This window comes from Rhodococcus sp. 05-2255-3B1, assembly GCF_002258545.1.
Lineage (GTDB): Bacteria > Actinomycetota > Actinomycetes > Mycobacteriales > Mycobacteriaceae > Rhodococcoides.
In genome coordinates this window covers 345,287-357,593 of the sequence record NZ_NOZC01000036.1, presented here as the reverse complement: position 1 = coordinate 357,593, position 12,307 = coordinate 345,287, and the positions used below count along the sequence as shown (strand labels likewise).

Annotated in this window: 7 protein-coding genes; 4 read left to right on the top strand and 3 right to left on the bottom strand. The window is 65.7% G+C overall.

The window, feature by feature from the left end; translation table 11 throughout:
• Positions 1 to 2 precede the first annotated feature (2 nt).
• Positions 3 to 920, bottom strand: coding sequence for a neutral zinc metallopeptidase (locus CH249_RS22425; protein WP_094682930.1), 918 nt, complete (start codon positions 918 to 920; stop codon positions 3 to 5).
• Positions 921 to 1,089: 169 nt separating this feature from the next.
• Between CH249_RS22425 and aspS the strand changes: the two genes are divergently transcribed.
• Positions 1,090 to 2,874, top strand: a complete 1,785-nt coding sequence (gene aspS, locus CH249_RS22420; protein ID WP_094647959.1) for an aspartate--tRNA ligase — start codon at positions 1,090 to 1,092, stop codon at positions 2,872 to 2,874.
• Positions 2,875 to 2,942: 68 nt separating this feature from the next.
• Here the strand turns inward: aspS and CH249_RS28075 are convergent, their stop codons facing one another.
• Positions 2,943 to 4,046, bottom strand: coding sequence for a hypothetical protein (locus CH249_RS28075; RefSeq protein WP_179273202.1), 1,104 nt, complete (start codon positions 4,044 to 4,046; stop codon positions 2,943 to 2,945).
• Positions 4,047 to 4,173: 127 nt separating this feature from the next.
• Entirely contained in the window at positions 4,174 to 4,776 is a 603-nt protein-coding gene (locus CH249_RS22405; protein WP_256988415.1) for an RDD family protein, read from the bottom strand.
• 206 nt (positions 4,777 to 4,982) lie between these two features.
• Between CH249_RS22405 and CH249_RS22400 the strand changes: the two genes are divergently transcribed.
• From CH249_RS22400 to CH249_RS22390, 3 genes are all read left to right on the top strand, one after another.
• Positions 4,983 to 8,372 carry a DUF2126 domain-containing protein gene (locus tag CH249_RS22400; RefSeq protein WP_094682928.1) on the top strand — a complete coding sequence of 1,130 codons (3,390 nt, stop codon included), beginning with the start codon at positions 4,983 to 4,985 and terminating at the stop codon, positions 8,370 to 8,372.
• A 128-nt stretch (positions 8,373 to 8,500) separates the two neighbouring features.
• A complete protein-coding gene (locus CH249_RS22395) occupies positions 8,501 to 11,257 on the top strand; it encodes a circularly permuted type 2 ATP-grasp protein (RefSeq protein WP_373453524.1) in 2,757 nt (918 codons plus the stop codon).
• Positions 11,257 to 12,156 carry a transglutaminase family protein gene (locus CH249_RS22390; RefSeq protein WP_045199773.1) on the top strand — a complete coding sequence of 300 codons (900 nt, stop codon included), beginning with the start codon at positions 11,257 to 11,259 and terminating at the stop codon, positions 12,154 to 12,156. The genes CH249_RS22395 and CH249_RS22390 overlap by 1 nt, the downstream gene beginning before the upstream one ends.
• Positions 12,157 to 12,307 lie beyond the last annotated feature (151 nt).

The window sequence follows — 12,307 nt, the reverse complement described above, 5'->3', positions numbered from 1 at the left end:
GATCAGGGGTTGTTCAGGTCGCGTGCCGAGAACGTGTCGCAGGCCGCCACCTGTCCGGTTTCGTAGCCCGCGGTGAACCATGCCTGACGCTGCGCAGAAGAACCGTGCGTCCAACCCTCGGGGTTGACGCGGCCGGTGGATGCCTGCTGGATGCGGTCGTCGCCCACCGACGACGCCGCCGAGAGTGCGTCGTCGATGTCGGTAGCGGTCAGCGGCTCGAGGAAGGGGACTCCAGTTTTCGGGTCGACCGTCTCGGCTGCGTAGTGCGCCCAGATTCCCGCGTAGCAGTCGGCCTGCAACTCCACCTTGACGCCACCGGACTCGGGTCCTTGGGGATCGGCCTGCGCGCGTCCGATATCGCCCAGCTGATTCTGGATGTGGTGGCCGATCTCGTGCGCCACCACGTATTCCTGTGCGAGTGGTCCGCCGCTGGAGCCGAACTGGTCGACGAGTACTTGGAAGAAGCTCGTGTCGAAGTAGGCGGTGGAATCGGCCGGGCAGTAGAACGGCCCGACGGCGCTGGTGGCGTTGCCGCAGCCGGTGCCGGTCGAACCGGAGAACAATCTCACGGCCGGCTGGACGTAGGCGACGCCGGTCTGCGATTGCAGCTGCGATTCCCACACGGTATCGAGGCTCGCCACCGTGAAATCCACCCGGCAGTCGACGTTGCTGTTCGCCTCTGTGACGTCACAGTCGAGCGTTCCGGACGACCCGGAGTCGTTCTGGCCGGCGGAACTGTCGCCGCCGCTGATCTGGTTCAGGATCGCGCCGGGATCGCCGCCGAACAGCAGGGCAAGGACGATGACGACCAGTCCACCCGCGCCGCCTCCGATCGCCAACTTGCGGCGTCCGCCACCCCCTCCGCTGCCACCGACGGAGACTCGGCCTGGTGTCGATTGCGAGCCTTCTCTGAACGTCATGCTGGAGTTCCCCTCCGCCGAGCGCGCATCTGTGATGCGAACCGATACCGCCACTGTCGGCCTTAGCTTCGCATGCCGCGTTGCGATCTCGTTTCCTTCTACGGCGATGTGCTCCGTAGGATCGAGGATCGAACAACACGATCAGCGGATTTTTCTCGAAAGGACACCCGTGCTGCGCACCCACCTCGCCGGCTCATTACGCCCCGAGCACGTCGACCGAACCGTGACGCTGACGGGATGGGTGGCCCGCCGACGCGATCACGGCGGCGTCATCTTCATCGATCTGCGCGACGCGTCCGGTGTGTCCCAGGTCGTCTTCCGTGAGGGCGCAGCACTCGAGCAGGCCCACCGCCTGCGCGCCGAATACGTGGTGAAGGTGACCGGCAAGGTCGAGGGTCGTCCGGAGGGCAACGCGAACTACGAGATCCCCACCGGTGCGATCGAGGTCGAGGCCTCCGAGATCGAGGTCCTGTCCGAGGCCGCGCCGCTGCCGTTCCAGCTCGACGACCAGCCGGGCGAGGAAGCGCGGCTCAAGTACCGCTACCTCGATCTGCGTCGCGAGGGACCGGGCCACGCCATTCGCCTGCGCTCGCACGTCAACGCAGCAGCCCGCTCGGTACTCGCGCACCACGAGTTCGTCGAGGTCGAGACTCCGACGCTCACGCGATCCACTCCCGAGGGCGCCCGCGACTTCCTGGTGCCGGCGAGGTTGCAGCCGGGCAGCTTCTACGCTCTGCCGCAGAGCCCGCAGCTGTTCAAGCAGTTGCTCATGGTCGGCGGTATCGAGCGCTACTACCAGATCGCCCGGTGCTACCGAGACGAGGATTTCCGCGCCGACCGTCAACCGGAGTTCACTCAGCTCGACGTCGAGATGAGCTTCGTCACCCAGGACGACGTCATCCTCCTGGCCGAAGAGATCCTGGCGTCGCTGTGGAAGCTCGTCGGCCACCACTTCACGGCTCCGATTCCACGGATCACCTACGCCGAGGCGATGCGTCGCTACGGTTCGGACAAGCCCGATCTCCGCTTCGACATCGAACTGGTCGAATGCACGGACTTCTTCTCCGACACCACGTTCCGAGTGTTCCAGGCCCCGTACGTCGGTGCCGTCGTCATGCCCGGTGGTGCATCGCAGCCCCGCAAGCAGTTGGACCGGTGGCAGGAATTCGCCAAGCAGCGTGGCCACAAAGGCCTCGCCTACGTGCTCGTCGGCGAGGACGGCACCTTGGGTGGCCCGGTTGCCAAGAATCTCACCGACGCCGAGCGTGACGGCCTCGCCGCGCACGTCGGCGCGAACAACGGTGATGCGATCTTCTTCTCCGCGGGCCCGATCAAGGCATCACGTGGCTTGCTCGGTGCCGTGCGCGGCGAGATCGCTCGCAAGCTCGACCTGATCGACCCGAAGGCATGGGCATTCGTGTGGGTCGTCGACGCTCCGCTGTTCGAGCCCACGTCCGACGCCACCGCCAGTGGTGACGTGGCCGTCGGATCCGGTGCGTGGACTGCCGTGCACCACGCCTTCACGTCGCCGAAGCCGGAGTCGATGGATACGTTCGACACCGATCCCGGATCCGCACTGGCCTACGCCTACGACATCGTCTGCAACGGCAACGAGATCGGCGGCGGCAGTATTCGTATCCACCGCAAGGACATTCAGGAACGGGTGTTCGCGATCATGGGTATCGGCAAGGAAGAAGCCCAGGAGAAGTTCGGTTTTCTCCTCGACGCCTTCTCCTACGGCGCACCGCCGCACGGCGGCATCGCGTTCGGTTGGGACCGCATCACTGCGCTGCTCGCCGGCGTCGACTCCATCCGCGAGGTCATCGCGTTCCCCAAGTCCGGTGGCGGCATCGACCCGTTGACCGACGCGCCCGCCCCGATCACCCCGCAGCAGCGTAAGGAATCGGGCGTCGACTTCAAGCCGGAGAAGAAGGAAGAACCGGCCGAGGCCTGAGAAGTTTCGAAAACGACTGTCCCCGTAGCGCTGTGCGCTACGGGGACAGTCGTCTGTTGTCGGGCAGGTCAGCGTGCGGGGGACAGCGGCCCACCGGTCAGTACGCGGTAGGCGTAGTTGGTTGCGATCACCGAGATCGGGATGGTGAACAGCAGACCGAGACCGCACAGCAGCGCACCGACGATGTTGATCGCGGCCAGCAGCAGCAGGAGCAACACCACGGGACCGAAGTTCTTCACGGTCAGGTCGACACTCGATCTGATGGATTCGATCGCCGTCTGATTGCGATCGATCAGGAACGTCAGTGCGAAATTGGCGAGGAAGCCGATCACGATCAGAACGACCGTTCCGAGGAACGGGATGAAACTGACCACCACACTCACGATCGTCCAGATCAGTGCGAGAACGGCGATCTGGCCGACGTTGGTGAGCTGGAAAAATCTACCGAACGACGGCTTCTGCGGGGCACCGGTCTCGTCCAGCGCACCTCGAACGTACGCGGCGTTGACGAAATACGACACGAACGTGATGATCGCCGTCAGCACGACGGCCACCCCGGATGTCGTGGCCGTGAATGTCGTGTCGCCGCTGTCGGCTGCCACCATTGCCGCGGTGAACGTCGACGCGAAGACCACGGCGAGACCGATAGCCGTCACGGCCCACACGATGGCGGTGATTCCGAGCCATGGGCCGACGTTGGCCTTGAATTTGTCGAACCCGTAACTCAGCGCTGCCCCGACGTCGAGCCGTCCGGGATTCGGACCCAGTGGCGTCTGCCCGTAGCCCTGGTTTCCATAGGTGCCGGGCGGCGGCGGGTACGCACCACCCTGCGGTGGATAGCCGCCGGGTGCACCACCCTGCGGTGGGTAGTTGCCGGGAGGTGGGTAGCCGCCCTGCGGTTGGTAGTTCCCCTGTGGTGGGTAGTTCCCCTGCGGTGGGTAGTTGCCGGGAGGCGGGTAGCCGCCCTGCGGTGGGTAGCTGCCCTGCGGTGGGTAGTTGCCGGGAGGTGGGTAGCCGCCCTGCGGCGGGTAGCTTTCGGTCGGGGGTGGGTACTGACCGCCGGGAGTCGGCGGGGTGTTTCCCGTGCTCGGCGGGGGACTGTTGGGCGTGTCGGTGCGGTCGGGATCGGATCCCTCGCCGGGCCGGGGTTCGCCGGTCGGATTGTCGCTCAACGTCGTTCTCCTGGTCTGTGGTCGGGAGCAATGGGGTGATTCGGGGCGTCGAGGCCGTGGAACACCCGGACGCAGACGAGCGGGCCTCCGCCGTGTGTCGAAGGTCCGCTCGTGCGTGGATGGGGTTTTACGAGATGGCGACGACCTGGGTTCCGCCGGCGAACTCGTCGTGCTTGCCCTGCTTGGTCGGGCTCGAGTTGATGGTCACCGCAATGACGATGTACGCCACGATCACCAGGAAGGTGCCGAGCAGCGGTACCACGTTCAGCAGCAGGAAGGCGTTGCGCTTGGCCGCTTCGGCCTGGGTGGGCAGTCCGCCCGATGCGCCGAGGGTTCGCAGACCGAGGAGCTGCTTGCCCAGAGTCCGGCCACGCGAGGACTCGAGCAGCGTGAAGTACGCGAAGCCGAGGAGTGCGGACGCGAGGCTCAGCAGCACGGTTCCGAAGAACCCGTTCGGGAGAATCACGTACAGGATGAACTGGACGACCGCGAGAACGAGCCCATCCAGGAAGCGGGCGGCGAATCGTGAGCCGAGGCTGCCGGGCTGCGCGCCGCCGGGCAGCGGGGAACCCGTGCCGAAGGCCGCGTTGCCGCCGACCGGCGGCGGTGGATAGTTGCCCGGGGGCGGGTAGTTGCCGGGTGGCGGGTAGCCGGACGCTGGATTCGTGGGGTACTGGGGTCGGTTCGGATCGGAGCCGTAGTGCGGTCCGTCGGATGGATTGTCGCTCACGAGATTCCCTTTGATTGCAAACTGTGACGTGCGTCGAACGAGTACTCGATTCTCGCTGAGCGAACCGCACCACGAAGGGGGTGTCAAGGACTACGCGCCTGCCCGGTCGGCACATTTCGGACACGATTTCTCGCCGAGCGCACCGGGCCCGGTCCTACTAGGGTTGGGTGTTCTACCCATACCGGGACTATCACGAGGGGCTCGCCGTGGGCATCAAGGTTGCACTCGAACACCGCACCAGCTACAAATTCGACCGCACCGTCAAGATCTTTCCGCACGAGATTCGGCTGCGACCGGCACCGCATTCGCGTACTCCCATCGAGGCGTACTCGCTGAAGATCGAACCGGCGGAGCATTTCGTCAACTGGCAGCAGGACGTGTTCGGAAACTTCCTCGCTCGGGTGGTCTTCCCCGAGCGAACCGACCACCTGTCGATCACCGTCGGACTCGTCGCGGACATGGCGTCGATCAACCCCCTCGACTTCTTCGTCGAGGAATGGGCCGAGCACTTCGGGTTCGCGTACGAGGAGCACGACCTTCCCGACCTCGAGCCGTACCTGCGCCCGGTGGACGAGGGCAAGGCGGGATCAGGACCGGGCCCGGTGGTCTCGGCATGGGTGGAGAAGCTACAGGCAGCCGTCGTCGAACGCGGAGAGTCGTTGCGCACCATCGATTTTCTCGTGATGGCAAACCAAGCCGTGATGGGGGACGTCGGGTACTCGGTGCGGATGGAACCGGGAGTGCAGACCCCGGATCTGACCCTGACGTCCGCCGTCGGGTCGTGCCGCGACTCGGCGTGGTTGCTGGTGTCGGTCCTGCGTCAGATGGGTCTGGCCGCGCGCTTCGTCTCGGGTTACCTGGTTCAGTTGTCCTCCGACGTCAAGTCTTTGGACGGCCCGTCCGGGCCGGTGGAGGACTTCACCGATCTGCACGCGTGGACCGAGGTCTATCTCCCCGGTGCGGGCTGGGTCGGGATGGATCCGACCTCCGGCCTGTTCGCCGGCGAAGGTCACATTCCACTGTCGGCGACGCCACACCCGTCGACTGCCGCCGCGATCTCCGGTGCCACGAGCAAGTGCAAGGCCGAACTCGACTTCTCCAACACCGTCGTACGCGTCCACGAGGATCCGCGAACGACGTTGCCCTACACCGCCGAACAGTGGGAGTCGATCAAGGCGACAGCCGAGAAGATCGACAAGCGGATGCTCGATCAGGACATTCGACTGACCGTCGGCGGTGAGCCCACATTCGTCGCGATCGAGAATCAGGAAGCGCCCGAGTGGAACACCACGGCCGATGGCCCACACAAGCGCAAGCTGGCAAGTGTGCTCGCCGAACGGCTTCGCACCATCTATGCACCGGACGGCCTGGTGCAACGCAGTCAGGGCAAGTGGTACCCGGGTGAGCCGCTGCCACGGTGGCAAGTGGGATTGTTCTGGCGCACCGATGGTCAAGCCCTGTGGCACGACTCCGACCTGATCGCCGATCCCTGGTTGGCAGAGGATCTGCGCCCGGAACCGGTGGACAACTCGGCGTCGCAGGAATTGATCGACGAGTTGGTCAAGGCTCTCGGACTGCCTGCCTCACAAGCGCGTCCCGCCTACGAGGACCCGTTGGTGAAACTGTTGGACCTGGTTCGTCAGCCCTACGGTGACCCGCCCGCCGACGACGACGACCTCGAACCTGGAGCCGATTCCGCGGACGCCAGGAAGCGACTGCTCGAACGGCTCGATGCCAGCACCGACGAGCCGGCGGCATTCGTGCTGCCCATCTCGCGCACCGAGGACGGGTCCGGCTGGGAGAGCTCGGACTGGAAGTTGCGCCGTGGCCGAATCGTGTTGTTGGAAGGCGATTCTCCTGCGGGCCTGCGGCTGCCCCTGCGAGCGATCTCCTGGGACGGGGGACCGGTCGAGAACCCGGCCGACCCCACCGCCCCCAAGCCGGATCTGCCGACACCGCAGCTCACGCAGCAGCCGCCGCGCGCGGTGAACCCGGCCGAGTCGCGGTACGCGCAGTTGGTCGACGAGACGTCCAGGGTCGGCGGCACCGCCGTCACCGCTCTGGTCGCCGAGGTCCGTGACGGCATCCTGCACGTGTTCATGCCGCCGATGGATCGACTGGACGATTTCGTCGACCTCGTCTCACGCGTCGAGCAGGCGGCGTCGACCATCGACACCCCCGTCGTGATCGAGGGCTACGGCCCGCCGTCGGATCCGCGTATCCAAACCCTCACTGTCACACCGGATCCCGGTGTGATCGAGGTCAACGTGCAACCGACCTCCTCGTGGGCAGAACAGAACGAACTGATGGAGCGTCTCTACCTCGAGGCTCGCCAGTCCCGGTTGAGCACCGAAGGATTCGACAACGACGGCACCACCCGCGGAACCGGCGGCGGCAACCACATCACTCTCGGCGGCGTGACGCCGGTCGATTCACCCGTTCTGCGTCGACCGGATCTGTTGGTGTCGCTGCTCACTCACTGGCAGCGGCACCCGTCGCTGTCGTACCTGTTCTCGGGCCGCTTCATCGGCACCACATCGCAGGCACCTCGCGCCGACGAGGGTCGAGAGGAATCGCTCTACGAGCTCGAGGTCGCATTCAGCGAGATCAAGCGACTGACCGGGGCCGATCGATCGGCCTCGCCCTGGGTGGTCGACCGAGCACTGCGGCACCTGCTCACCGACATCACCGGCAACACGCACCGCGCCGAGTTCTGCATCGACAAGCTCTACAGCCCCGACTCCACCCGCGGCCGACTCGGATTGCTCGAACTGCGCGGGTTCGAGATGCCGCCGCACCATCAGATGGCGATGGTGCAGTCACTGCTCGTGCGATCGATGGTCTCGCGATTCTGGGACACCCCGCTCGAGGCCCCGCTGATCCGGCACGGTGCCAATCTGCACGGCCGATACATGCTTCCGCACTTCGTGATCAGCGACATCGGCCGCGTGGCCGAGGACCTCCGTGAGCACGGTATCGACTTCGACACCAGCTGGCTCGATCCGTTCACCGAATTCCGATTCCCGCGGATCGGCACCACCGTGGTCGGCGATGCCGAGATCGAACTACGTGGCGCGATCGAGCCCTGGAACACCCTCGGCGAAGAGTCGACGTCCTCCGGCACCGCACGGTACGTGGACTCCTCGGTGGAGCGGATCCAGGTTCGGGTCGCCGGAGCCGACGCGGGCCGATACATGGTGACGTGCAACGGGGTGCCGGTACCGATGGTGCGCACCGAGCGTCAGGACGTTCAGGTCGCCGGTGTGCGCTACCGCGCCTGGCAGCCGCCGAGCGCTCTGCACCCGACGATCGAGGTGCAGAGTCCACTGCGTTTCGACCTGGTGGAAATGCAGACCGGACGCGCAGTCGGTGGATGCTCGTACCACGTCGTGCATCCGGGCGGGCGCTCGTACGAGGGGCCGCCCGTCAACTCGGTCGAAGCCGAGGCTCGCCGCAACGGCCGCTTCGAGGAGGGCGGGTTCACCTCGGGGAAGGTGGACATAGCAAGATTGCTCGAGATGCACGCTCGCCAAGCGATCGATGTGTCCGCGCCCGGCATGCTCGACCTGCGCCGGACCGGAGTCATCACGTCCTGAGACGCGACTGCACAGGAGAACGAGTCGACCGGTAGCGATCTCGGTCCGACGCGTATCGGGTGGGTCCGCAGCAAGCGGAGCCGCCCGGCGGCGGAGTGTGATCGACCGACGGAAGGAACAACGGCTCGATGGTGCCCGTGGATACCACCCTGAGTGGAGCCGGCAGAAACGACGATGTCTCGAGTGGAGCCGGCAGAAACGACGATGTCTCGAGTGGAGCCGGCAGAAACGACGATGTCTCGAGTGGAGCCGGCGGGAACGACGGTGTTTCGAGTGGTGCCGGGTCGCCGTGGCTCGCGTATCGCGGTCGGCGCGAGGCCGTGAGCGGTCGCGTCGATCGGTTCGACGAGTTGCTCGACGCCGACGACGCCGTTCGTCCGCATTGGGCGGAGTTGGTCGACGGTATGCGTGAGGCCGGCTCCGGTGCCATGCAGACGTTGCAGTCGCGGGTGAGCCGTCTGGTCGACGACCATGGCATCACGTACAACCCCATTCCGCCGTCGGGTGGCAGCGAGGCATTGCCCAGTGCTGTTCGGTGGGGGTTGGACAGTGTTCCGTTGGTGGTCGCGGCCGATGAGTGGGATCGTCTGGAAGCCGGTTTGGTTCAGCGGTCGATGCTGCTCGACGCCGTGCTCACCGATATCTACGGGGCCCAGGAAACCGTTCGTCGGGGGTTGATTCCGCCGGAGTTGGTCTTCGGTAATCCGGGTTATCTGCGCACTGCGCACGCGATCACCATTCCGGGGCCGCATCAGCTGTTCATGCATGCCGCCGATGTCGCCCGAGGTTCGGACGGTGAGTTCCGAGTCGTCGCCGACCGCACGCAGGCACCGTCGGGAGTGGGGTACGCGCTCGCCGATCGACGGGTGATGTCTCGCGCGATGCCCGAGTTGTTCCAGGCGAGCAATCCGAGGCCGCTCTCGACGTTCGCACGCGCGGTGCGCCTGGCGCTTCGCGATGCTGCGCCCGCGTCGGCCGAAAATCCGGTCGTGGTGGTGCTCAGTCCTGGTTCGCACTCCGAGACGGCATTCGATCAGGCTTATCTCGCAACGGTTCTCGGTTTTCCGCTGGTGGAGAATGCCGATCTCGTGGTCCGTGACGGTTGTCTGTGGATGCGGTCGCTCGGCAAGTTGCGCCGGGTGGATGTGGTGCTGCGCCGAGTCGACGCCGAGTTCGCGGACCCACTCGATCTACGACCGGATTCGCACCTGGGTGTCGTCGGTCTGGTCGAGGTGTTACGCCGCGGGGCCGTGAGCGTGGTGAACACCCTCGGTAGCGGTGTGCTCGAGAACCCGGCTCTGCTTCCGCTGCTTCCGGCGTTGAGCCGTGCGCTGCTGGACGAGGATCTGATTCTCGGTTCGGTTCGGACCTACTGGGGCGGTGACCCGAATCAGCTCTCGCACATCGGCAGCCGGCTGCGTTCGCTGGTACTGCGGTCGACCACCTCGCGTCGCACGGTGGTGGGGCACGATCTCACCGACGTCGCAGCCAGGGAGCTGTGGGATCGAATCGTGGCCGAGCCGTGGAAGTGGACCGGGCAGGAAGTCCCCGAGTTCTCGCTGGCTCCGGTCGGTTCGTCGATCGACGGCGAGTCGGGGTCGCAGTTGGCGGTAGCCCCTGCGCAGGTGGGGATGCGGCTGTTCACGGTTGCGCAACGGGGTGGGTACACACCGATGCGCGGCGGCCTGGGGCAGGTGGTGCTCACCGCGCCGGTCACCGATCCGCTCATCACGGTGGCGTCGAAGGACGTGTGGGTCAAGTCGGTGGAACGGGTCACCCCGGCGGACTCCGCCCCGCACACCCCTCCCGCCACGGTGGAGGAGTTGCCGCAGTACGCCGCGTCCAACGTCGATGTCGTCAGCTCTCCGCGTGTGCTCGGTGATCTGTTCTGGTTCGGGCGCTACAGCGAACGTGCCGAGGACATGACTCGCTTGCTGATCGCTGCGCGCGAACGCAATCAGGACTACCGCTCGATGCCGTGGCTCGAGGGCAGCGACAGTCTGCCGATCCTGCTCGAAGCGGTCACGAAGGTCTCGCGTACCTCGCCGGGGTTCCTCGACGAGAAGAACCACGTCGACGCGACCGTGGAAATGCGTTCGCTGATGCTGTCGACGGGCCGTATGGGTTCGCTGGCGCAATCGGTGGACCGGATGCAGCAAGCGGCGCGCGCGGTACGCGACCAGCTCTCGAACGACACCTGGGCGGTTCTGAACCGCATCGACACCGCGCTGGAGGAGCTGGCCGAGTCGCCGGTTCACAACGGCGCGCAACTGGCGTCGTCGCAGTCGAGTGTGCTGCGTGGTTTGCTCGCACTGTCCGGCCTGGCGTCGGAATCGATGGTGCGAGACGCGGGCTGGTACCTGATGGACGCCGGTAAGCGGATCGAGCGTGGTCTGCAGCTGACTGCGCTGCTCTCGGCCACCCTGAGTCACGCTCTCACTCCGTCCACGGAACAGGCGGTCATCGATTCGGTGTTGTCCGCCGCCGAGTCCTCGGTGATCTACCGCAGACGCAACAGTGGGCGCGCGCGTCCGGCGGCCGTCGCGCAGCTGTTGCTGTTCGACGAAGGCAACCCGCGAGCGCTGGTCTACCAGCTCGACCGGCTTCGGGACGATCTGGGTTCGTTGCCCGATGCCTCGGGCACGTCACGGCCCGAGCAGCTCGTCGAGCAGATGCGGGTGCGATTGCGACGGGTCGACCCGGGCGATCTGGAGTCGGTCGACGCGAACGGTCGCCGGGTGGAGTTGCTCGAACTGGTGGACGGGATCCACGACTCACTCGAGGAGTTGTCTCGCGTCGTCCTCGCCACGCACATGTCGTTGCCCGGCGGCACGCAGCCGCTGTGGGGCAGCTCGAACATCCGATCTGCGAACGGGGTGCGGTGATGAGTCGTCGGTATCGAATCAAGCACATCACCACCTACACGTACTCCGACCGCGTGACCTCGTCCTACGGCCGTGGATTCCTGGCTCCGCGCGACATGGACGGGCAGCACTGCGTGGAGAAGTCGGTCACGGTGGAGCCGGCACCGACCGATCAATCCTTCGGTGTCGACGTCTACGGCAACGAGGATGTGTACTTCCACGTCACCCAGGACCACGAGAAACTGGTGGTGACGGCGGATTCTCTCGTGGAGGTGTATCCGCGCCCGGCGGACGAAACCACGTCGTGGCCGGCGACGGCGTCGTGGGAGTCAGCTCGGATGGCGCTGTTCGGTGCGAACGTGCCTGCCGATCCGGCTCGCGCGTCGGCTGTGGAGTTCGCTCTGGATCTGCCGACCCCGGAGATCACCGACGAGGTACGCGCTTACGCCGCACCCAGCTTCTGGCCGGGTCGTCCTCTGGCGGACGTCGTGGTCGATCTGACGCATCGGATCTTCACCGATTTTCGCTATCTCTCGGGCTCGACGACGGTCTCGACCACCGTGGTCGACGTGCTCGCCGCGCGATCGGGAGTGTGTCAGGACTTCGCTCGTCTCGCGATCGCGTGCTTGCGGTCCCAGGGTCTCGCGGCGAGGTACGTGTCGGGTTATCTCGCCACCGAACCTCCGCCCGGCAAGGAGCGGATGATCGGTGTCGACGCGACCCATGCGTGGGCTGCGGTGTGGATGCCGAACGATCGTTGGCTGGCCTTCGATCCCACCAACGATCAATTGGTGGACGAGCGGTACGCGACCGTGGCGTGGGGACGCGACTACGCCGATGTACCTCCACTGCGCGGGGTGATCTACACCGAGGCGGAGGAGAGCACCATCGCCGTGTCGGTGGACGTTGCACCGCTGTAGCGAACCCGGCATAATCTGATGGCTCGGGGGTAACCGACCACCTGGTCGAATCTGGGGATGCAGAACGAAAAATGCCGCAAAACGGACAATCGTGTCTCATTCGTAGTCGTCGACACAGCACAGCAGAACGCACCGAACGGGTAGCTTGGAC